Source organism: Xanthomonas arboricola pv. juglandis, assembly GCF_001013475.1.
GTDB lineage: Bacteria > Pseudomonadota > Gammaproteobacteria > Xanthomonadales > Xanthomonadaceae > Xanthomonas > Xanthomonas arboricola.
Genome location: NZ_JZEF01000005.1, coordinates 369,878 through 390,723, shown reverse-complemented (window position 1 = coordinate 390,723; position 20,846 = coordinate 369,878). Strand labels below are relative to the sequence as shown.

Below are 20,846 nucleotides of genomic sequence, written 5' to 3'. Positions count from 1 at the left end.
CATTCGACGATGGCTTTGAATCCCGACAGCCCTTTGGGCAAATTGATGGCAACCCTGCCGCAGACCGGCCAGGTGACCTGGATCGGCGTGCGCCCGGCGCGCGACGTGGACATGATCGAGGTGGACGCGGCGCAGGCCACCACCGGCATCGGCCTGGTCGGCGACCGCTACAAGGGCGGCAGCGGCAAGCGCGGCGTGACCCTGATCCAGGCCGAACATCTGCCGGTGATCGCAGCGCTGGCCGGCCACCCCGCGATTGCGCCGGCCACCTTGCGCCGCAACCTGGTGGTGTCCGGCATCCCGCTGATCGCCTTGAAGGGGCGGCGCTTTTGCATCGGCGATGTCGAGCTGGAAGGCACCGACCCCTGCGATCCGTGCTCGCGCATGGAAGATGCGCTGGGCGCGGGCGGCTACAACGCCATGCGCGGCCATGGCGGCTTGTGCGCGCGCATCCTGCGTGGCGGCGTGCTGCGCATCGGCGATACTGTGCAGGCGCTATGAGCCGCGGTCACTGCATCCTGTCGCACGGCTTCGAGAGCGGCCCGGATGCGCTGAAGGTCACCGCCCTGGCCGATGTCGCCGGGCAGCTGGGCTGGACCCACGAGCGCCCGGACTACACCGATCTGGACGCACGCCGCGAGGTCAGTTCGCTCGGCGACGTGCAGGGCCGGCTGCAACGCCTGCTGGAGGTCGCGCGTGCGGCGGCCGACAAGGGCCCGCTGGTGCTGGTGGGCTCCAGCCTGGGCTCGTACATCGCCGCGCAGGTGTCGTTGCAGGTGCCCACGCGCGGGCTGTTCCTGATGGTGCCGCCGACCAGGATGGGGCCGTTGCCGGCACTGGATGCGGCGCGCGTGCCGATTTCCATCGTGCATGCCTGGCGCGATGAATTGATTCCGGCCGGCGAGGTGATCGCCTGGGCGCAGGCGCGGCATGCGCGCTTGCTGCTGGTCGACGACGAACACCGGCTGGCGTCGCATGTGGATGCGTCGGCGCGCGCCTTCGCCGAACTGTTGCAGAGCCTGTGATGCGCATCGGTCTGAAGGTGTGCGTGCTGCGGGGCCTGCGATGAACGTGCTGATTCGCGAAGCCAGCGATGGCGATGCCGCGGCGATCGAGCTGCTGACGATGGTCGCGTTCATGCGTGACGAACATAGCCGCCACGACGAGCAGCACGTGATCGCCGCCTTGCGCAGCGACGGCGCGCTGGCGCTGTCGCTGGTGGCCGACCACGACGGGTATGTGGTCGGCCACCTGGCGGTATCGCCGGTGTCGCTGTCGGACGATTCGCCCGGCTGGTACGCGTTGGGGCCGCTGGCGATCGGGCCGGGGCATCAGCGCCAGGGGCTGGGCACGCGCCTGGTGCAGGCGGCGCTGGGCAGCTTGCGCGAGCGTGGCGCCGCCGGTTGCCTGGCATTGGGCGAGCCGGCCTTTTTCCGACGTCTGGGCTTTGCGGTGGAACCGGGGCTGGTGTTGCCCGGCGTGCCGGCGTCCGAGCTGCAGGCGCTGGCGTTCGGCGACCGTCTGCTGCCGCTGGCCGATGTTGCCTATCACCCGGCCTTCGGGCTGGGTTGAGTCCAGCCGCTGGCGACCGCCTGGCGTGATCCACGCCAGGCCTTGCGTGCGGTGCCAGTTCGCTCGGCTGCATCTTCCATCGCTGTAGAGACGCCGTCGCGCCGGGAGTGATCGCAGCATGGGCGAGCGCTACGATTGGCGCGCTCCTGTCGAGGTGGACAATGCAACGTGATGACGACGGCCTGGGCGAGGCCGCGCATGCGGGCCGGCTGATTTCCCACGGCAGCGATGACCAGGACGATGCTGCGTTGCTGGCATCGCTCACATCGCGTCTGCGCCAGAGCGGTGACCGGCCCGATGCGGTGGTCCAGCGTCTGCTCGGTCTGGTCGATGCGCTCTGGGCCACCGAGTTCGGGCGGTTTCTGCTCAGGCATCGCGGGTTGAATGCCTACTGGACCCATCGGCTGGTGACGTATCGCGCCGATGCGCCGCCGAACGGGTCGATGTCGGCGATGGAACGGCATATCTTCGAAGAGGCACCTGCGGTGCTGGCGACCCGCGAGCGCTTCGGCATCTTCCGGCAGCAGCTGCAGGAGCTGCTGCGGCCAGGCATGACGCTGGCATCGGTGCCCTGCGGATGGATGGGCGAGCTGTTGCTGCTGGACTACCGGGAATGTCCGGACGTGCGCCTGATCGGTATCGACCTGGACCCGCAGGCGCTGGAAGGGGCGCTGCACCTCGCACGTGCGCGCGGGCTGGAGGGGCAGCTTTCGCTTCGTCTCCAGGACGCATGGACGCCTGGTGCCGACGATCGCGTGGATGTGCTGACCAGCAATGGCTTGAACATCTATGAGCCGGACGACGAGCGCGTGATTGCGCTGTATCGCGCATTTTTTCAAAGGCTGTCGCCAGGTGGCGTGCTGGTCGCAAGTTTCCTGACGCCGCCGCCGCCGCTGTCTGCCGAGTCGCCGTGGAAGCTGGAACACATCGATCCCGAGGCGCTGACGCTGCAGAACCTGGTGTTCGCCGAGATCGTCCAGGCGCGCTGGGCCTCGTTCCGCACCCATGCGCAGACCCGCGCGCAGCTGGAAAGCGCCGGGTTCACCGATCTCCGCTTCATCGATGATCGCGCCAGCATCTTTCCTACGGTGGTTGCCCGGAGACCTGCGGCCCGCTGAGTGGGTGGTGGCGAAGGCATCGGCCGCGTCGTAGGCGCCGCTGTGCCGCTGTGCCGGTTGGACGCAAGCCTGGCGGGCGAGTTTCGTGCTGCGTGTTAAGTGTGCGGGCTGCGGGTCCCGGCCTTCGGCGAGTACTTGCCGCGTTTTTCTCGAGGGCGCCTGGAAGTCAGCAGGTGCCGGCCGCCAGGAGCTTGAGCATGTCTGCAAGGTCGGGCGCTCGCCATGCTGCGCTTGAACGCGGTCAATCCTGCCGCGGTGTTTGGGATTTGGCTTGCGTCGCAGGCTGACCTACACTTTGCCGCGTTGCCCACTGTCTGAGGATTGGTCCAATGCGCCATTGATGCCGCCGTCGTGATGACGGCCTTACCCGCTGCCGGTCCGGCTGGATCGGTGCGTGTGCTGGCATGCAATGGAGACCCGTATGACCTGTCCGTCGCTGACGCTGGAAAGCGTTGCGTATGTGCTGCCCAATGGCAGCCCGCTATTTTCCGATCTGACCATCCACATCGACCAACGCGCCACCGGCCTGGTCGGGCGCAATGGCGTGGGCAAGAGCGTGCTTGCGCGCCTGCTGGCCGGCGAGGTGCTGCCCAGCGCCGGGCGTTGCGTGCGCAACGGCAGCGTGCATTACCTGCCGCAGCGCGTGCGCGTGGCGCCGGGGCAGAGCATTGCCGAACTGGCCGGTGTCGCGCCGCTGCTGGATGCGCTGGACCGTATCGCCGCCGGCAGCGTTGCGCCCGCCGATTTTGAACTGGTCGGCGAGCGCTGGACCGCCCATGCGCAATTTGCCGCAGAACTCGAACGGCAAGGCCTGGGTGGGCGCGATCCGCGTGCACCGGCCGCGCAGCTCAGCGGCGGCGAAGCGATGCGCGTGGCACTGGCCGGTGCGTTTCTGACCCGGCCGGACCTGTTGATTCTGGACGAGCCCAGCAATCACCTGGATGGCCCGCAACGCCAGCGGCTGATGGATCAGTTGCTGGCGTGGAGCGGTGGCTTGCTGGTGATCAGCCACGACCGCGGCCTGCTCGATGCGATGCAGCGCATTGTTGAATTGTCCGCGCAGGGGCTGCGCAGCTACGGCGGCAATTACACGTTCTATGCGCAGCAGCGTGCCATCGAACAGCAGGCGGCCAGCGCGTTGCTGGCCCAGCGCAAACAGGCGCGTGCACGCGGTGAGCAGGCGTTGCGCGAACAGCAGCAGCGTCAACAGCAACGCCAGGCACGCGGCGCGCGTGCTGCAGGGCAGGCCAACCAGGCCGCGATCCTGCTCGGCGCGCAGAGGCAGCGCAGCGAGGTCAGCGCGGGGCGGCTGCAACAGCAACGCCAGGCCGAACAGGCGCGGCTGAGCGAGGCGGTGGTGCAGGCCGCAGCGCTGGTGCAGGACGACCCCACGATCGCGCTCCTGGCGCCGACATCGCCCGCCGGGGCATCGCGGCAGCTGGCCACGCTGCAGCAGGTGGAGCTGGCCGACGGACGGCTGGGCGGGCGGCGGGTGGACCTGCTGCTGCATGGGCAGCCGCGGATCGGCCTGGTCGGCCCCAATGGCAGCGGCAAGTCGTCGTTGCTGCAACTGCTGGCCGGGCGCCTGCAACCCAGCGCGGGGCAATGCCAGGTGCATGTGCCGGCGGCGTATCTGGATCAGCACCTGGGCCTGCTGGATCCGATGCGCTCGGCCGCTGCGCAGCTGCAGGATGCAGACCCGGGTGCGCCAGCCCACGCACAGCGGCTGCGGCTGGCGCTGCTGGGGCTGGACCAGCAGCGTGCCGACCTGCCCACCGGCCAGCTCAGCGGCGGCCAACGGCTCAAGGCGGCGCTGGCGTGTGCGCTGTACCGGGCGCAGCCGGCGCAACTGCTGTTGCTGGACGAGCCGACCAACCACCTGGACCTGGCCGCGGTGGAGGCGATCGAGGCGCTGCTGCGCAGCTACCAGGGGGCGCTGATCGTCGCCTCGCACGATGCCGCCTTCCTGCAGCGGCTGGGCCTGCAGCAGCGCCTGGAGACTGCGCAGCCGCAGTGGCGGCTGGCGCCGTGGTGAACCGCGCGGCGGGCGATCCGGCCGGCGGGCTGGTAAAGCCGGCTCCGATGGCCGACCATTTGCGCCCCGTCCGCGGCGGCCACGGCTTTGCCCTCCCGGGCGCCGGCCCAGCGTCCTGCTCCCACGCTCGCCCCCACGGCCAGCGTCTCCATCGATACCTGCCTACGTGAAATTCTTCGCATCCTGTGCCAAGGGCCTGGAATACCTGCTTGCCGACGAGCTGCTGTCGCTCGGTGCCAGCAAGGCCACCGCCACCATCTCCGGCGTCAACGTCGAAGGCGACCTGCGCGACGCGCAGCGCGCCGTGCTGTGGTCGCGCCTGGCCAGCCGCGTGTTGTGGCCGCTGAGCGAATTCGATTGCCCGGATGAGGACGCGCTGTATGCCGGGGTGGCCGAATTGCCGTGGGACGAGCACCTGTCCGTCGGCCACACGCTGTCGGTGGACGCGCATGTCTCCGGTACCGCGATCACGCATGCCCGTTACGCGGCGCAGCGGATCAAGGACGCGGTGGTCGACACCATGCGCCGGCAGGGCCTGGAACGCCCGTCGGTGGATGTGGACAGCCCGGATCTGCGTTTGAACCTGTCGCTGCGCAAGGGCCGCGCCACCATCTCGGTGGATCTGGGCGGCGGCCCGCTGCACCGGCGCGGTTGGCGCATGGCGCAGAACGATGCGCCGCTCAAGGAGAATCTGGCCGCGGCGGTGTTGCTGCGCGCCGGTTGGCCGCGCGCCTACGCCGATGGCGGCGGCCTGCTGGATCCGATGTGCGGCAGCGGCACCTTGCTGATCGAAGGCGCGCTGATGGCCGCCGACGTGGCGCCCGGCCTGCAGCGCTATGGCAGCGATCTCCCCAGCCGCTGGCGCGGCTTCGACCGCGAGGGCTGGCAGCAACTGGTGGGCGAAGCGCGCGAGCGCGACAGTCTCGGCCGCGCCGCGCTCCGGCAGGTGATCCACGGCAGCGACATGGACCCGCATGCGATCCGCGCCGCGAAAGAAAATGCGCAAGTGGCCGGCGTGGCCGAGGCGATCTGGTTCGGCGTGCGCGAGGTGGGCGACCTGCAGACCCCGCCGCAGGCCACCGGCGTGGTGGTGTGCAATCCGCCTTACGACGAACGTCTGGCCGCCGATGCGGCGCTGTATCGCCGCCTGGGCGATACCCTGCAGCGTGCGGTGCCGCAATGGCGGGCCAGCCTGCTGTGCGGCAACGCCGAGCTGGCGTATGCCACCGGCCTGCGCGCGGGCAAGAAATACCAGCTGTTCAATGGCGCGATCGAGTGCGCGTTGATCGTCTGCGACCCGATCGCGGTGCCGCGGCGCACCCCGCTGGCGGCGCCGACCGCGCTCAGCGAAGGCGCGCAGATGGTCGCCAACCGCCTGCGCAAGAACCTGCAGAAGTTCAAGAAGTGGCGCGCACGCGAAGGCATCGAATGCTTCCGTGTCTACGACGCCGATCTGCCGGAATACTCCGCCGCCATCGACGTGTACCAGCAAGCCGATGGCGATCGCCGCGTGTTTCTGCATGTGCAGGAATACGCGGCGCCGGCGACGATTCCGGAAGCCGACGTGCGCCGCCGTCTGGGCGAACTGCTGGCCGCCGCACGCGAGGTGTTCGAGGTGCCGGGCGAACGCGTGGCGCTCAAATCGCGCGAGCGCGGCAAGGGCGGCAGCAAGTACGGCCGCTTCGAGCAGCGCAACGAGTTCATCAACGTGCGCGAGCATGGCGCGCTGCTTCGGGTGAATCTGTTCGATTACCTGGACACCGGTCTGTTCCTGGATCATCGCCCGTTGCGCGGCACCATGGCCACGCAATCGAAGGGGCGGCGCTTCCTCAACCTGTTCTGCTACACCGGCGTGGCCAGCGTGGAAGCGGCGGTGGCCGGCGCGAGCTCGACCACCAGCGTGGACCTGTCCGGTACCTATCTGCAGTGGTGCGCCGACAACCTGGCCCTGAACGGCCAGGCCGGCAGCAAGCACAAGCTGGTACAGGCCGACGCGCTGGCCTGGCTGGAAGCCGAGCGCGCGCATTTCGACGTGATCTTCTGCGACCCGCCGACCTTCTCCAACTCCGCACGCGCCGAAGACTTCGACATCCAGCGCGAGCACGTGCGGCTGTTGCGTGCGGCAGTGGCGCGTCTGGCGCCGGGTGGGGTGCTGTATTTCTCCAACAACTTCCGCCGCTTCAAGCTGGACGAAGAACTGGTGGCCGAGTTTGCGCAGTGCGAGGAAATCAGCCCGCGCACCATCGACCCGGATTTCGAGCGGCATGCGCGCATCCATCGCGCCTGGCGGTTGACCGCCTGAGGAAGTTGCCCGGTCGTGTCTGACCGGGCAGTGCGCGCAGGGCGCGTGGGATCGCCGCATTCGTGCGGCTGCCGCGCGCCGTGTCACCGGTGGCGCCCGATCGCGCAGGCGCGTCCGCGCAGGCGAGGGCGGGGCGGCCAGCCAACAAGCCCACCACAGCGCTGCGGTATGCTGATTCGCATGCTCTGGAGTCAACGATGACCGCACCACCCCGGATTGCCTTTCTCGCCAGTCACGCCGAGCCGGCGGTGACCGCGCGCGCGCGTCTTGTGCAGCGCTATGGCGATCATGCGCTGGACAGCGCCGACATCATCTGCGCCCTTGGCGGGGACGGCTTCATGCTGCAGACCCTGCACCGGCACGGCGCTGCCAGCAAGCCGGTGTTCGGCATGAAGCTGGGCTCGGTCGGGTTCTTGATGAACCAGTACCGCGACGACGAGGACGACCTGCTCGCGCGTCTGCAACGTGCCGAACCGGCGCACCTGCGCCCGCTGGAAATGCAGGTGCAGACCGAGTCCGGTGCCAGCACGGTGTCGCTGGCCTACAACGAGGTCTCGCTGCTGCGCCAGACCCGCCAGGCCGCGCACCTGAGCGTGGATCTCAATGGCCAGACCCGCATCGCCGAGCTGATCGGCGACGGTGTCATGGTCGCCACGCCAGCCGGCAGCACCGCCTACAACTATTCCGCGCACGGGCCGATCCTGCCGCTGGGCTCGCACACGCTGGCGCTGACACCGATCGCCCCGTATCGCCCGCGCCGCTGGCGTGGCGCCATCCTCAAGGCCGACACCGAAGTGTGCTTCCGCGTGCTGGACCCGTACAAGCGCCCGGTCAGCGTCACCGCCGACTCGCACGAGATCCGCGACGTGGTCGAAGTGACCATCCGCGAATCCACCCAGCGCCAGGTGACGCTGCTGTTCGATCCCGAACACAATCTGGAAGAACGCATCTTCAGCGAACAGTTTGCGGTTTGAGGAGCGGGGATTGGGGAGTGGGGATTCGGGATTGGCAACGGCAGCAGCGTGCCGCGTCGTCTTTAGAACGCGCGCACGCGCTACGATGCTGCGCAGATGGGCGATCAAATCCAGACCCAGTTCCTGCTTTAAACCAATCCCCAATCTCCACTCCCGAATCCCCGCCCCAATGACCGATAATTCCCCAAGACTCCTGACCGTCGCAGTGACCTCGCGCGCGCTGTTCGATCTCGAAGAAGGCCATGCGCTGTTCGAGGCCGATGGCGTGGAGGCGTATTCGGCGTTTCAGCGCGAGCATGAGGACGACATCCTGGAGCCGGGCGTCGCCTTTCCGGTGGTGCGCAAGCTACTGGCGCTCAACCACGATGTGCCCGAAGAAACCGCGCGTGTGGAAGTGATCCTGCTGTCGCGCAATTCCGCCGATACCGGGCTGCGCATCTTCAATTCGATCCAGCACTACAACCTGGGCATCGTGCGGGCGACCTTTACCTCGGGTCAGCCGACCTGGCCGTACGTGAAACCGTTCGGCACCGACCTGTTCCTGTCGGCCAACCCGGAGTCGGTACGGCGTGCGCTCACCCATGGCATTGCGGCGGCGACCATCATGCCGCGCGCGCCGGGCGAACGCGCCGAGGCCGCCGCGGCGATCGTGGACAACGACGAAAGCCGCCTGTCGACCCAACTGCGCATCGCCTTCGACGGCGATGCGGTGATCTTCGGCGACGAGAGCGAACGCATCTCGCGCGAGCAGGGCGTGGAGGCATTCGGGCGCCACGAGCGCGAACGTGCGCGCGAGCCGTTGTCGGTGGGGCCGTTCCGCAATTTCCTGTCGGCGCTGCATACGCTGCAGGCGGCATTCCCGCCGGGCGAGGCCTCGCCGATCCGCACCGCGCTGGTCACCGCGCGCTCGGCGCCGGCGCACGAGCGGGTGATCCGCACCCTGCGCGAGTGGGGCGTGCGTCTGGACGAGGCGCTGTTCCTCGGTGGGCGCCACAAGGGGCCGTTCCTGGAGGCGTTTGGCGCGGACATCTTCTTCGACGATTCGCAACACAACATCGACAGTGCGCGCCAGCACCAGCACGTGGCGGCCGGCCACGTACCGCATGGCGTGGCCAACGATCCGCCGGGCAGGTGAGCGAGGCACCGAAGCCGGCCGGACGCGCCGCGCTGCGCTCCAGCTGGCGTCAGCTGGAGCTGTACTTCGCCGACGACACCGTGCAGACCCGCATGTCGCGCTGGGCACCGTACCGGCTGATGCTGCCGTATACGCGCGGCATGCTGGCGGCGCTGTGGCTGCAGCCGCGGCCCGAGCGCATCGGTCTGATCGGCTTCGGCGGCGGCGCGCAGGCCAAGTTCTGCCACCGGTATCTGCGCAGCACGCGCATCGAGGCGGTGGACGCCGATGCGCAGGTGCTGGCGTTACGCGATGCGTTTGGCGTGCCGCGCGACGATGCGCGGCTTGAGGTCACGCACGGCGACGGTGCGCAGTGGATCGGTACGCGTGCCGGGCGCTACGACCTGTTGCTGCTGGATGCCTACGATGCCGATGGCATCCCACCGGCGTTGTGCACGCCCGAGTTCTACGCCGATTGCCGCGCCGCGCTGACGCCAGGCGGTGTGCTGGCGCTGAACCTGTTCCAGGTGCCGCTGGCCGGGCATCTGGCCGCGCTGCGCGAGGTATTCGATGGGCGGGTGCTGCTGTTGCCCGAGCCGGACCCGCGCAATCAGCTGCTATACGCCTGGAACGGCAAACGCACGCCAGGCACTGCGGAGCAGGTGCTGGCGACTTTGCCGTGGCCGGCGCGCCGGCAACTGCGGCCGTCGATGCTGCGGCTGCAGGCAGCGTGGATGGAGCGGGCCTGGCGGTTTTCGTAAGCCGCTGTCCGGCGCGCGTCATCAGCCTGCGAAGGAGAACACTTTGACCGCGCTCGCAGGCGCGCGCTTATGGGGGCAGGGGAGTTTCCGCATCTGCCAGCGGCAGCTGGATATCGGTCAGCCGCCAGCGCAGCCCTTGCCGGGTCAGCACGAACACCACCGGCGCCCCGGTCGCGGTGCGGGTGGTGGCGGTGAAGCGGCGGGTGGATTCAAAGCGCTGCTCGGCGCCTTGCAGCGGACGCGCCGGCGCCGGCGCCGCATAGGTGTCCGGGCTGACGGTGTCGCCGGTGACGCGATTCCACACGCTATGGCCTTGCAGCAGCGCGCCGATGCCCAGCGGCGTCACCAGCGTGTCCACGCCGGCACCGCTGATACCGCTGGCGAGCTGCAGGGCGAACCCGCCGAGCAGGCTCGATTGCATGCGGCTGCCGGCCTGGCGAACCAGGTAATCGTCCAGCTGCGCCTTGAGGTTGACCCGCAGGCTGGGGAAATCCACGTGGCGTTCCAGCTGCGCGGCGTCGCGATTGGTGACGGCCTGGCTGATGCCGCGAATGGCCAGGTACGGGCCTGCAACCACATAGCTGACAAGCAACAGCACGGCCAGTACGGGCAACAGCAACCAGCGCTTGTTCATGGTGTGCAGTCCATCGCGGTGGTTGGCGCAAGACGCAGCGATGCACAGTGCCGCGCAGCTATAGATCGCTTCGGTGTGCCGATCGCCGGCGCCGCGTCGATGGCCATCGGCGCTGTGCGATCCATCAAAATTCCAGATCCAGCGCGGCGCACAGGTAATCGACGAACGGCGCCAGCACCACCAGGTCGGCCTCGATGGTCTGACGCAGGCGCGGGCCGGTCATGACGGCATCGTCGAGATGACGCAGATACGCCCAGTTGCGATGCTTGAGATCGTCGATGAACTCGAACTCGTTGGGAAAACCGCGCGGTGCGCGCACCAGTTTCTCGCTGTCATCCAGCGCGAACTTGCGGCGCAGTCTGGGTTCGTAGGCGGCCGCTTTCCAGTTGGCGGGATTGTCGAAGATGAACTGGCGCAGCTTGCGCTGCGTGTCCGGCTCCGGATGCCACAGCCCGGCACCGACGAAGCTCTCGCCCGGCTGTAGATGGATGTAGAACGACGGCGCCGGCACTTGGCGGCGGCGCTCATGGAACAGGCGCGCGCCTTGCCAGTTCTTGTACGGCGATTTGTCGTTTGAAAAACGCGCATCGCGGTAGATGCGAAACAGCGAACCGCCCTGGGTCTTGGGATCGGCGCGATAGTGCTCGCTGACCTCTGCCAGGGCCGGCTGCAGGTCGGTGATGAGCTGCAGGAACGGCTGGCGCACATGCGCCTCGTACTGATGCCGGTGGTCGTTGAACCAGGTCTTGTCGTTGTGGCGCGCCAGGGCGCGCAGGAACTTGAAACTGGCGTCGGAAAAATAGGTGGTCATAGCGTGCGTTGGAGGTCCAAACCCCAGGCGGCGAGCTGATCGAGCAGGGACTGCTTGGTAGCATCGTCGGGGTGAGCAAGCCGTAAATCCGCGATCTGCGCATGGAACTGATCGAGCGTGACCTCGCCCAGGCCACGGTCGTCGAGCAGGCGTTGACGGCGGTAGACGTTCCAGCGTTCCTGCTCTTCGAACGACAGCGTCTGCGGCCAGTTGCGCGCGCGGTAGCGGAACATCAACTCGACCAGACGCGGGTCGCGAAAGCGCGACTCCAGCGCGCCCAGTTCGGCCGGCGCACTGGCGCGCACCTGCGCCAGCAGGCGCTTGTCGCCTTCGGCCAGGAAGCCGTCATAGAGCGAGGCATCGGCATCGTTGACCGCAGGCGCCGCAGCGCGCTCGTTGCCGTACACCTGGCGCACTTTTTCGGCCAGTTCAGGGCCGAGCTCGCGCAGGCGTGCAGCCTTGGCCAGCACCGAGTCGTGGTCGATGCCCAGGCGTTGGAAGTCCGCTGCGCGCAGATGCTGCCAGGCCACCAGCGCCGGCGACTTGTTCAAGTGCACTTCCTTTAGCGGAATGCGCTGCTCGCCCTCGGGCAGGTCGGCAGCGCGGATATACAGCCGGTCGGCGATCTCGTCGGGGCTCAGACGCAACAGCACTTCAGGGTCGCCATCCAGATCGAACACGATCACGCGGCTGTCGATGCGCGGATGGCGCGTCAAAGGCAGCACCGCGGCGCCGCACATGCGCGAGGCGGGATAGCGCTGCGAGATATGCAGCACCGGCTGCATCGCGATGACATCCAGCAGCGTCGCCGCAAAGCGCTTGTCGCGCAGGCGCAGCGCGTAGTCCCACAACTTGGGCTGATGCTGCTGGAATTTGCGCGCCATGCCGATGGTGGCGTATACGTCCGACAGCGCCTCGTGCGCGTCTCCTTCGCGCACTGCGTTGGCATCGGCCAGGTGTTCGAGCTTGAACGAGGTGGCGCCGTCTTCGCGCTGCGGCCAGACGATGCCGTCCGGGCGCAGCGCATGCACCAGCCGCAACACGTCGAGCAGGTCCCAGCGCGAATTGCCGCCGCGCCACTCGCGCTCGTACGGGTCGTAGAAATTGCGGAACAGCCCGCAGCGCACGAACTCGTCGTCGAAGCGGATCGAGTTGTAGCCCAGCGTGCAGGTCTGCGGCCGGCTCATCTGCTCGGAGATGCGCGCGAACGCTTCGGCCTCGCTCACGCCTTCGCGCAGTGCGTGTTGCGGGGTGATGCCGGTGACCATGGTCGCGTACGGCGAGGGCAGCAGATCGTCGGCTGGCTGCACGTAGAAACTGATCGGTTCTTCGATCACGCGCAGTTGCGCATCGGTACGCACCGCGGCGAACTGTGCGATGCGCGTGCGGCGTGGATCCTGGCCGAAGGTTTCCAGGTCGTAGAAGAGGAAGCTGTCAGGCATGCCGTATGAAATCCAGATCCGCGGCGCACTGCGCAGGGCGCCGCCAGTGCTACCTAGTATCTCTTATCCGCGCCTACGCCTGCTGACGCCGGCCTGTGCGAGTGGATCAGTGCGCGCCTTCCAGCGGCTGCAGGCGCGCATGCACGACCGCTTCCAGCGCGGCCCAGTCGATGCGCGACAGGTCGCTATGCCCGCGCGTGGCCTCGACCAGGATCTGACGCTGGATCTCGCTGCGCGCCAGGGCGATCGAGTAGCGCGTGCGCAGGAAGGTCACCATCGTGTAATGCGGCACGAAACGGGTGGGCCAGCGCGCCTGCAATTGCTGTTCGAGCGCGCGTTGCAGCAGGAAGTCGGGATCGTCGACGCGGTCGCGCATTTCCAGGTAATTCTCCAGCGCCATCTGCTGGATCGCTGCAGCGTCGTCACGGCGTGCGGCCTGGAACGCGGCAAACGCGGTTTGCAGATCCTCGTGCGCATCCAGCTGCTCTGCCAGCGCCACGCAATCTTCGAAGGCGCAATTCATGCCCTGGCCGTGGAACGGCACCATCGCGTGCGCGGCGTCGCCGATCAGCAGTGCGCGGCCGCCCAGATGCCAGCGGTCCAGGGTGAGGGTGCCGAGCAGGCCGGGCGGATGTTCTTCCCAATGCTCCTTGAGTTGCGGGATCAGCGGCAGGGCATCGGGAAAATCACGCGCGAACAGGGCCAGCGCTTCGTCGCCGGTACGCGTGGTGGCAAAGCTGGGCTCGCCGGCGTTGGGCAGAAACAGCGTGACGGTGAAGGTGCCGCCGTCGTTGGGCAGCGCGATGCACATGTAGCGCCCGCGCGGCCAGATGTGCAGCGCATTGCCTTCGATGCGGAAACCGCCACCCGGCAACGGCGGAATTTCCAGCTCCTTGTAGGAGTGATCGAGGAATTCGGTGCGCTCGCCCAGCGGCGACTTGCGCTGCATCGCCGCGCGCAACGCCGAGCCGGCGCCATCGCTACCGATCAGGCTCTGGAAGTGGATTTCGTGCGGCTGGTCGTCGCGGTCGTCGATGAAGCGCGCATAGCCGGCATCGAAATCCACCGTGTGCAGGCGGCGATAGAAATGCACGCGCGCGCCAGCCTGTTCGGCCAGATCCAGCAGCGCGACGTTCAACGCGGCGCGGTGGATCGACCAGATCACTTCGCTGTCGTCGCGCCCGTAGCGCTGCAGCTGCGGTTCGCCGATCAACGGATGCACCATGCGCCCGCGCATCATGACGGCCTTGGCCATCACCGCGTCTTCGGCACCGGCCTGGCGCAGCGCATGGCGGCCGCGCTCGGCCAGCGCCAGGTTGATCGAGCGGCCGGACTCGTAGCCCTTGATGCGCGGATCGCCGCGGCGCTCGTAGACGGTGACCTGCCAGCCGCGGCGCGACAACAGGATGGCCAGCAGGCAACCGGCCAGGCCAGCGCCGATCAAGGTCAGGGAACGGGGAGAGACTGCGCTCAATGCGGTATCCGGCAGCGGCCGGACGCAAGTGCCGGCGAAGGGGGAGAACGGGGATGGCTGGCAACGGCACCAGTTGCGATCAGCCAGGTGCGGGTTCGGAGTGTACGTGCGCGTGTGCCGGTTCCGGCCCACGCACCGATCTGGTCGATGGCACAGTCTGTGCCGCGTGTGCTCAGGCGCTGGCCCAGGTTTCCACCTGTTCGACCAACCGATGCAGATCGCTGAAGCGGTTGTACAGCGGCACCGGTGCGATGCGGATCACGTCCGGCTCGCGCCAGTCGCCGAGCACGCCGACCGACTGCAGGTACTCGAACAGCGAGCGCCCCTGCGCGCGGCCACCGGCCACCCGCAACGACAACTGGCAGCCGCGTTGCGCCGGCGCGGCCGGGGTGACGATCTGCAGCACCTGCGGCACGCGGGCGTGGATCAGCTGTTCCAGGTGCCCGGTGAGTTGTTCGGACTTGGCGCGCAGCGCCGGCATGCCGGCCTGATCGAACAGCTCCAGCGACGCACGCAACGGCGCCAGCGCCAGCACCGGCGGATTGCTCAGCTGCCAGCCTTCGGCGCCAGGCGAGGGCACGAACTGCGGCTCCATGCGGAAGCGGCTCTGCTGCTCGTGTCCCCACCAACCGGCCATGCGCGGCAGGTCGCTGTTGGCATGGCGTGCGTGCACGAAACAGCCACCCACCGCGCCGGGGCCGGCGTTGAGATATTTGTAGTGGCACCACACCGCGAAATCTGCGCCGTCGTCGTGCAGCGTCAACGCGATATTGCCGACCGCATGCGCCAGGTCGAAACCCACCATCGCGCCCTGCGCGCGTGCCAGCCGCGCGATTTCGCCCAGCTCGAAGGCCTGGCCGGTGCGGTACTGGATGCCGGGCCACAGTACCAGCGCCAGCCGCGGACCGTGCCGTGCAATGGCATCGGCGATCGCCGCCATCGATACCGTGCCATTGGGTTGGTCGGCTTCCACTTCGATCAGCTGCGTGGCCGGATCCAGCCCATGCAGGCGCAGTTGCGATTCCACCGCATGGCGGTCGGACGGAAACGCGCCGGCTTCGATCAGGATGGCGCCACGCTCGGGCGTGGGCCGGTAGAAGCTGGCCATCATCAGATGCAGGTTGACGCTCAGCGTGTTCATCGCGACCACCTCGCCAGGCTGTGCGCCGACCACGCGCGCCAGGCCATCGCGCACCAGCTGGTGATAGGTCAGCCACTGGGTGGGACCGGTGAAGTGGCCTTCCACCGCGAGCGCGCCCCACTGGTCGAGCACCTCGGCCACCATCGCACGTGCGCCACGCGGCTGCAGGCCCAGCGAATTGCCGACGAAATAGGTCTGGTCCTGGCCGGCATGCTGCGGGAACACGAAGTCATCGCGCAGGTGGCGCAGCGGGTCGGCGGCGTCCAGGGCAACGGCATGGGCGCGGGACAGCAGGTCGGTCATGATCACGGCTCGCAACGCAGGTCAGTGACGCAGTTTACCCGCCGGCACCGTGTGCGCCGTCATGCGCGGCCGCTGGCTCGGCTGCAGCGGTGGTCGAGGCTGGCCGGGCAGGGCGCAATAGATGCGTCAGGGTGCCGATGCTGTCGGTGATGCGGTCGATGGTGTCGGCCAGTGCGGCGGTGGCGGGCGAGCCGTCGGGTAGGGCGGCCAATGCATCGGACAGCTGGCGCTCGGCGCCGCGCAAGGTGGCTGCGGCGGGAATGCCGCCGTCGACCAGGCAGGCGATCAGCTCGGACAGCGCCTGGTCGGCCTGTTGCGCGAAGGCGGGCAGCGCTTCCAGCGCAGGCAGGGGATGGCCGTCGCGCAGCACCGCCTCCAGCGACAGGGTGGCGCGGATCAGCCGGTTGCCGTTGGCCAGCAAGGATTCGGCGAGTTTGAGCTCGTGCAGATTGCGTCGGCTGCGTGGCTCGCCGCGCAGGCGTTCAATCGAGGCCTGCGCGTTGGTGCGCGCCACGCGTGCGGCAGCGCGGGTGTCGCCCAGATCGTCCATCCTGCCGAGCAGCAGATTGCGCAGATGATCGCGATAGGCGCTCAGCAGCTGCGCCAGCGAGGCGCGGATATGCCGGCGCTCGCGCGTGGGCCACACCGCGTAGGCGATCAACGCCCAGGCACTGCCGGCGACCGTGGCCTGCAGACGCGCACCGATGGCCTCGCCCGGTGCCACGCCTTCGAAGGACAGCAGCAGCACCAGCATGCCGGTCAGAAACGCCACGCCGATGCCGTAATTCACCTGCGTCAGCAGGCGGAAGCCCATGCAGAACAGCGCCAGCAACGCCAGGCGGACGCTGGCGCCGTCCATTGCCAGGTGCGCCAGCAAGGTCGCCACCAGCAGGCCGACGAAGGTGCCGGCCACGCGCAAGGCGCCGAAGCTGAAAGTGCCGCCGAAATCCGGCTTGAGCACGATGGCGGTTGTCATCGGAATCCAGAAGCCGTGCGGGATCTGCTGCCAGCGCTGGAAGGCGATCGCCAGCGCCAGGCACACGCCGCAGCGCAAGGCATGCCGGAAGGCCACCGAGGACAGATCCAGGTTCGCGCGCAGCGTGGCCCAGGTCGCCGCGGGCCGCAGCGCCGCCGGCAGGCGCGCTTCGGCCAGCTGCGCCTGGATCTCGCCACGGCTGCTGGCCCAATGCGCGTTGCGGATCAGGGCGCGCAGCTGGCCGCCCAGGCCTTGCGCGCGCGCCACCGCCACCCGCACCAGCCGGCGCTCGCGGGTATCGGCGTTGTCGTGCTGGAACTGCGCCAGTGCGGCGACCAGATCGTCGAAACCGGTCATCGAGGCATTGGCGGCGAGCGGGTCTTCGCCCACCGTCATCGCATGCGCGAGCTGTTCCAGCACGATGGCGCTGCGTTCGAGCACGCGCTCGATCGCCGGGCGCGCCTGCGAGTCGGTCAGGCGGGTATCGACATCGGCGAGCGACAACAGCTCCAGCCGTACGCGCTCGCACAGCTCGGCGATGATGCGGAAGCTCTGCACGGCGATCGCGCGAGAGCGATGCTCGCCATGCAGCATCACCATCGCGTCGAGCACTTCCTGGGTGGCCGGTGGCGGGGCGCTGGCTTCCGGACGCTGGCGTGCGATGCCGGCCAGTTGGCGCATCAGGTCGGCCAGCGCGAAGCGCTCCGGGCGATAGCGTTGCAATGGCCAGGCCGCCAGTGCCAGCACCACCTGGAGCAGGCCGCCGGCGAAGATCAATGCCGCCACGCCCGCGGCCTGCTGTACCGGCAGGCGCATGTCCGCGCTGACCACCAGCAGGATCATGCTGGTCAGCCCCACCCGCGCTGCCACCGGGCCAAGTGCCACCAGCAAGCCGCCGCCAAGGCCGAGCAGCAACCCGGCGATCACCAATGCCGGGGTGTTGTGGCCGACCCAGATGCCGAGCAACGCGGCCAGGCCCGCTGCCAGCGCGGCCATCAGCATGCGTTGCAGACGCGCGCGATACGGGCCGGGCTGGTCGGTGAACATGGTGTTGAGCGCGCCGGTACACACGGCCAGACCGGCGGCGACATGCCCGGTGGCCACACCGATCGCCAGCGGCAGCACTACCGCGGCGGTGTTGCGCAGCGCGACGCGCAATGGCACGTCGCGCGGTTTGAGGTCGATCAGTGCGCGCAGCATGGCATCGGGTTCAGCGCGGACACGCAGGGTGGCCGCCGCTCATGCCCACGCTTGAAACGCAGCGCATTGCGCACGGTTGCGCCGTCATTGCATCGCGCGGCAATGCGATGTCGCCGTGAGGTGCACGCGAGCAGCCAGAGCGAGCGCGCTCGAAGATACGCAAGGCGTGCCCGGCAGTGCCACGCGCCACGGCCCACTCATGCCTCGACAGTGGCATAGCGCTCGGGCGCAGGATGCAGGTGTCCACACCGGGTGCAGGTGCGCAGCGCAAGCGAACGGTAGAAATGATCGAACACCGGCGGAAAATCGGTTTCGATGTCCTGCAGCGGAAACATCGCCTCGTACAGTTTGTGATTGCACTGCGGGCAATACCACTGCAGGCCGTCCTGCTCGTTGGGCAGGCGCTCGCGTTCGATCACCAGGCCGATCGAGCCGGCCGCGCGTTGCGGCGAATGCGGCACCTTCGGCGGCAGCAGGAAGATCTCGCCGGCGCGGATCGGGATGTCGCGTGCCACGCCTTCGTCCTGCACCTTCAACACCATCTGTCCTTCGAGCTGGAAGAACCACTCCGGGCCTTCGTCGTAGTGATAGTCGGTGCGCGCATTCGGCCCACCGACGATCATGATGATGAAGCCGTCCTGCTGGATGCACTTGTTGCCCACCGGCGGCTTGAGCAGGTGGCGGTGTTGCTCGATCCAGGCTTGCAGGTTGATCGGCGGGACCAGCATCGACGTTCCTCGGCAAAGAAGACGTCCAGCATAGCCAACCGACGGCGCCGATGGGCGCCGCGGCTGGCTGGCGTGCGGGTGCGGCTCAGCGTTCGGCGTGATCGGCCTGGATGCGCGCCAGTGCAGCGTCGTAACGTTCCTGCAGCAGCTCCGGGCGGTCGATCGACATGCCCAGGTCGTGCGCACGTCCGTCGCGCAGGCTGTAGACCCAGCCATGCACCTGCAGTGCCTGGCCGCGGTCCCAGGCGTCGCGCACGATGGTGGTGCGGCAGACATTGACCACCTGCTCGAGCACGTTGAGCTCGCACAGGCGCGCGTGCTGCACCGGCAGGTCGCCCGCGTCGTGCAGGCAGGCCTCGTGCTTGTCGGCCACATCGGTGACGTGGCGGATCCAGTTGTCGACCAGGCCCATGCGCTTCTGGGTCAGGCTGGCAAACACGCCGCCGCAGCCGTAATGGCCGACCACCAGGATGTGCTTGACCTTGAGCACGTCGACGGCGAACTGGATCACCGACAGGCAGTTCAGGTCGGTATGCACCACCACGTTGGCGATGTTGCGGTGGACGAACACCTCGCCCGGGGCCATGTCGATGATCTGGTTGGCCGGCACGCGCGAGTCCGAGCAGCCGATCCACAGGTACTCGGGCGTCTGCTGGGTGGACAGCTTGGAGAAGAATTCCGGGTCCTCGCGGCGGATGCGCTCGGACCAGGCACGGTTGTTTTCAAGCAAATGGTTGAGCTCGTTCATGCGCGCAGTATTCCAGAAAACGCAGTGTTGGTGGCCCCTGTCGGGGTCCGGGATGAATCAGCTTTCAGGCTTCGTAGTATCGGTGAAGGGCCGATGTCCCGCTATTGCACCGATGCGGAAACTGGCGCCACCGATCAATTCAACAGGTAGCGCCGATGGCTGACTTCAACATGTTTTTTCCGACCCTGCTCAAGCACGAGGGCGGCTTCGTCAACGACCCCGCCGATCCGGGCGGTGCCACCAACAAGGGCATCACGCTGCTGACCTTCAAGGCCTGCGCCCAGAACTTGCTGGGCGTGGAGCCAAGCTTGGCGAACCTGCGTGCATTGACCGATGCCCAGGCCGGGGTCATTTACAAGACGCAGTACTGGGACCGGCTACGCGCCGACCAGATCGCACTGCAGCCGTTGGCCAACATCTTGTTCGATTTCTATGTCAACGCCGGCGGCAACGCGATCAAGCTGCTGCAGACTGTGCTCAACGCCCAGACCGGCGGCGCGCTGGTGGTGGACGGACGGATGGGACCGGCGACCTTCGCCGCCCTGGCATCCAGCAACCAGCAAGACCTGTATGCACGCTACAAGGTCGGCCGCAAGGACTACTACCAGCGACTGGTCGCCGCGCGACCGGCGCTTGGCAAGTTTCTCAAGGGGTGGCTGGCACGCGTGGATAGCTTTCCCAGCGCGGCCTGAGCCGTCACCGTCCCCGCGACATCTCCGACCAACGAGCCCAACATGGCGCAAATCTCCCTCAATGATCTGATCGAAGCGCTGGCCGGGGCAGTTATCGACGCCCAGGACCGGATCGAACAGCACCAGATGGCTAACCTGGGCGCGTTCTTTGACGAGGACAACCGTCCCAGAAGCGTCCTGATCCGCTTGCCGTCGCAGCACCCGGAAGCGGGCGAGAACGACGAAGACCTGTATCGCGCACCGCTATTGCCGCTGGTGTCGTCCAACGTCCTGCGAATCAAGGACGTAGAGATCAGCTTCGATGCACAACTCGGCGAGCTTAGCGAACTGGACGAAGCCGCGTTGCCGGCGTCGCTGGCGGTTCCCGCCGCCGTCGATGACTGGCATCCCAAGCCGCCAGCGCTGCCCGGCCAGATCGGCGTCGACCTCGGCTCCAATGCAAAAAGTGCGCGGCACAGTGCGGTGCATGTCGTGTTACGCGTGGAAGGCAGCGAGCCGACCGAAGGCGTGGCACGTCTCATCAGGGCACCTCGAACAACCTCGATTCTGCCGTTTGAGATGTTCGGTAAGGCGACAGGCCCCCCTCGCACCTGCCGGTCGAAGGGGCGCGAAGAGCCGACCCATGGCATTTCAAACCCGGATTGCGGCCTGTCAGCCGCCGTTTCCGCTCACGCCGGCACGATCCCCTGGCTCTGCAGCCGCGCCAGCCTCATCAGGTTGTGTGCGGCAACCTTCAGGCCGATCACCACCTGGGCTCGCGCCAGGCCAATCGTGCGCAGGCATTTGCCTCCCTGTTGGGCGAGTCGGGCAAACGGATGCTC

The 20,846-nt window shown here is 67.8% G+C and carries 19 protein-coding genes and 1 pseudogene; 12 read left to right on the top strand and 8 right to left on the bottom strand.

Annotated features, from left to right (window positions below; translation table 11 throughout):
* Positions 1-9 precede the first annotated feature (9 nt).
* From XARJCFBP2528_RS18890 to XARJCFBP2528_RS18850, 10 genes are all read left to right on the top strand, one after another.
* Positions 10-501 carry an MOSC domain-containing protein gene (locus tag XARJCFBP2528_RS18890; RefSeq protein ID WP_047124996.1) on the top strand — a complete coding sequence of 164 codons (492 nt, stop codon included), beginning with the start codon at positions 10-12 and terminating at the stop codon, positions 499-501.
* Positions 498-1,025, top strand: coding sequence for an alpha/beta hydrolase (locus XARJCFBP2528_RS18885; protein ID WP_047124995.1), 528 nt, complete (start codon positions 498-500; stop codon positions 1,023-1,025). The genes XARJCFBP2528_RS18890 and XARJCFBP2528_RS18885 overlap by 4 nt, the downstream gene beginning before the upstream one ends.
* A 40-nt stretch (positions 1,026-1,065) precedes the next feature.
* On the top strand, positions 1,066-1,572 hold the full coding sequence (locus XARJCFBP2528_RS18880) for a GNAT family N-acetyltransferase (protein WP_016902462.1): 507 nt from the start codon (positions 1,066-1,068) through the stop codon (positions 1,570-1,572).
* Positions 1,573-1,733: 161 nt separating this feature from the next.
* The gene (locus XARJCFBP2528_RS18875) at positions 1,734-2,690 is read left to right on the top strand and encodes an SAM-dependent methyltransferase (protein ID WP_047124994.1); all 957 of its coding nucleotides are present in this window, start codon (positions 1,734-1,736) and stop codon (positions 2,688-2,690) included.
* Between the two features lie 421 nt (positions 2,691-3,111).
* Positions 3,112-4,725 (top strand): ABC-F family ATP-binding cassette domain-containing protein, encoded by a 1,614-nt coding sequence (locus XARJCFBP2528_RS18870; RefSeq protein ID WP_047125013.1) that lies wholly within the window; start codon positions 3,112-3,114, stop codon positions 4,723-4,725.
* Positions 4,704-4,895, top strand: a complete 192-nt coding sequence (locus XARJCFBP2528_RS23930; protein WP_080591332.1) for a hypothetical protein — start codon at positions 4,704-4,706, stop codon at positions 4,893-4,895. Before XARJCFBP2528_RS18870 ends, XARJCFBP2528_RS23930 begins: the two co-directional genes overlap by 22 nt.
* A complete protein-coding gene (gene rlmKL, locus XARJCFBP2528_RS18865; protein ID WP_016902459.1) occupies positions 4,892-7,027 on the top strand; it encodes a bifunctional 23S rRNA (guanine(2069)-N(7))-methyltransferase RlmK/23S rRNA (guanine(2445)-N(2))-methyltransferase RlmL in 2,136 nt (711 codons plus the stop codon). Before XARJCFBP2528_RS23930 ends, rlmKL begins: the two co-directional genes overlap by 4 nt.
* A gap of 197 nt (positions 7,028-7,224) precedes the next feature.
* Positions 7,225-8,001 (top strand): NAD kinase, encoded by a 777-nt coding sequence (locus XARJCFBP2528_RS18860; protein ID WP_047124993.1) that lies wholly within the window; start codon positions 7,225-7,227, stop codon positions 7,999-8,001.
* A gap of 169 nt (positions 8,002-8,170) precedes the next feature.
* A complete protein-coding gene (locus XARJCFBP2528_RS18855) occupies positions 8,171-9,136 on the top strand; it encodes a 5'-nucleotidase (RefSeq protein WP_047124992.1) in 966 nt (321 codons plus the stop codon).
* Complete coding sequence (locus XARJCFBP2528_RS18850; RefSeq protein ID WP_047124991.1) at positions 9,133-9,876, top strand: spermine/spermidine synthase domain-containing protein; 744 nt, start codon at positions 9,133-9,135, stop codon at positions 9,874-9,876. The genes XARJCFBP2528_RS18855 and XARJCFBP2528_RS18850 overlap by 4 nt, the downstream gene beginning before the upstream one ends.
* A 67-nt stretch (positions 9,877-9,943) precedes the next feature.
* Here XARJCFBP2528_RS18850 and XARJCFBP2528_RS18845 read toward each other — a convergent pair whose 3' ends face one another.
* The 8 genes from XARJCFBP2528_RS18845 to can form a co-directional block, all read right to left on the bottom strand.
* A complete protein-coding gene (locus tag XARJCFBP2528_RS18845; RefSeq protein WP_047124990.1) occupies positions 9,944-10,510 on the bottom strand; it encodes a DUF2939 domain-containing protein in 567 nt (188 codons plus the stop codon).
* 124 nt (positions 10,511-10,634) lie between these two features.
* A complete protein-coding gene (locus XARJCFBP2528_RS18840) occupies positions 10,635-11,321 on the bottom strand; it encodes a DUF2461 domain-containing protein (RefSeq protein ID WP_024940671.1) in 687 nt (228 codons plus the stop codon).
* Entirely contained in the window at positions 11,318-12,763 is a 1,446-nt protein-coding gene (gene sbcB, locus XARJCFBP2528_RS18835; protein ID WP_047124989.1) for an exodeoxyribonuclease I, read from the bottom strand. Before sbcB ends, XARJCFBP2528_RS18840 begins: the two co-directional genes overlap by 4 nt.
* Before the next feature lie 106 nt (positions 12,764-12,869).
* Positions 12,870-14,237 carry an FAD-dependent oxidoreductase gene (locus XARJCFBP2528_RS18830; RefSeq protein WP_047124988.1) on the bottom strand — a complete coding sequence of 456 codons (1,368 nt, stop codon included), beginning with the start codon at positions 14,235-14,237 and terminating at the stop codon, positions 12,870-12,872.
* A gap of 172 nt (positions 14,238-14,409) precedes the next feature.
* Positions 14,410-15,681, bottom strand: a complete 1,272-nt coding sequence (gene kynU, locus XARJCFBP2528_RS18825; RefSeq protein WP_039520603.1) for a kynureninase — start codon at positions 15,679-15,681, stop codon at positions 14,410-14,412.
* 34 nt (positions 15,682-15,715) lie between these two features.
* A complete protein-coding gene (locus XARJCFBP2528_RS18820; RefSeq protein ID WP_047124987.1) occupies positions 15,716-17,857 on the bottom strand; it encodes an FUSC family protein in 2,142 nt (713 codons plus the stop codon).
* Between the two features lie 197 nt (positions 17,858-18,054).
* A complete protein-coding gene (locus XARJCFBP2528_RS18815; protein WP_047124986.1) occupies positions 18,055-18,585 on the bottom strand; it encodes a 3-hydroxyanthranilate 3,4-dioxygenase in 531 nt (176 codons plus the stop codon).
* Between the two features lie 85 nt (positions 18,586-18,670).
* Positions 18,671-19,333 carry a carbonate dehydratase gene (gene can / locus XARJCFBP2528_RS18810; RefSeq protein WP_016902447.1) on the bottom strand — a complete coding sequence of 221 codons (663 nt, stop codon included), beginning with the start codon at positions 19,331-19,333 and terminating at the stop codon, positions 18,671-18,673.
* Positions 19,334-19,488: 155 nt separating this feature from the next.
* Between can and XARJCFBP2528_RS18805 the strand changes: the two genes are divergently transcribed.
* Positions 19,489-20,025 (top strand): glycoside hydrolase family 108 protein, encoded by a 537-nt coding sequence (locus tag XARJCFBP2528_RS18805; RefSeq protein ID WP_047124985.1) that lies wholly within the window; start codon positions 19,489-19,491, stop codon positions 20,023-20,025.
* Between the two features lie 42 nt (positions 20,026-20,067).
* Positions 20,068-20,547, top strand: a pseudogene (locus XARJCFBP2528_RS18800) (DUF2589 domain-containing protein); the annotation flags it as partial.
* Between the last annotated feature and the right edge of the window lie 299 nt (positions 20,548-20,846).

What these genes read in the sequence shown, in the direction of transcription:
- XARJCFBP2528_RS18890 (WP_047124996.1), top strand. Translation starts at nt 10, where the DNA reads ATGGCTTTGAATCCCGACAGCCCTTTGGGCAAATTGATGGCAACCCTG.
- XARJCFBP2528_RS18885 (WP_047124995.1), top strand. Translation starts at nt 498, where the DNA reads ATGAGCCGCGGTCACTGCATCCTGTCGCACGGCTTCGAGAGCGGCCCG.
- XARJCFBP2528_RS18880 (WP_016902462.1), top strand. Translation starts at nt 1,066, where the DNA reads ATGAACGTGCTGATTCGCGAAGCCAGCGATGGCGATGCCGCGGCGATC.
- XARJCFBP2528_RS18875 (WP_047124994.1), top strand. Translation starts at nt 1,734, where the DNA reads ATGCAACGTGATGACGACGGCCTGGGCGAGGCCGCGCATGCGGGCCGG.
- XARJCFBP2528_RS18870 (WP_047125013.1), top strand. Translation starts at nt 3,112, where the DNA reads ATGACCTGTCCGTCGCTGACGCTGGAAAGCGTTGCGTATGTGCTGCCC.
- XARJCFBP2528_RS18860 (WP_047124993.1), top strand. Translation starts at nt 7,225, where the DNA reads ATGACCGCACCACCCCGGATTGCCTTTCTCGCCAGTCACGCCGAGCCG.
- XARJCFBP2528_RS18855 (WP_047124992.1), top strand. Translation starts at nt 8,171, where the DNA reads ATGACCGATAATTCCCCAAGACTCCTGACCGTCGCAGTGACCTCGCGC.
- XARJCFBP2528_RS18845 (WP_047124990.1), bottom strand. Translation starts at nt 10,510, where the DNA reads ATGAACAAGCGCTGGTTGCTGTTGCCCGTACTGGCCGTGCTGTTGCTT.
- XARJCFBP2528_RS18840 (WP_024940671.1), bottom strand. Translation starts at nt 11,321, where the DNA reads ATGACCACCTATTTTTCCGACGCCAGTTTCAAGTTCCTGCGCGCCCTG.
- sbcB (WP_047124989.1), bottom strand. Translation starts at nt 12,763, where the DNA reads ATGCCTGACAGCTTCCTCTTCTACGACCTGGAAACCTTCGGCCAGGAT.
- kynU (WP_039520603.1), bottom strand. Translation starts at nt 15,681, where the DNA reads ATGACCGACCTGCTGTCCCGCGCCCATGCCGTTGCCCTGGACGCCGCC.
- XARJCFBP2528_RS18820 (WP_047124987.1), bottom strand. Translation starts at nt 17,857, where the DNA reads ATGCTGCGCGCACTGATCGACCTCAAACCGCGCGACGTGCCATTGCGC.
- XARJCFBP2528_RS18815 (WP_047124986.1), bottom strand. Translation starts at nt 18,585, where the DNA reads ATGCTGGTCCCGCCGATCAACCTGCAAGCCTGGATCGAGCAACACCGC.
- can (WP_016902447.1), bottom strand. Translation starts at nt 19,333, where the DNA reads ATGAACGAGCTCAACCATTTGCTTGAAAACAACCGTGCCTGGTCCGAG.
- XARJCFBP2528_RS18805 (WP_047124985.1), top strand. Translation starts at nt 19,489, where the DNA reads ATGGCTGACTTCAACATGTTTTTTCCGACCCTGCTCAAGCACGAGGGC.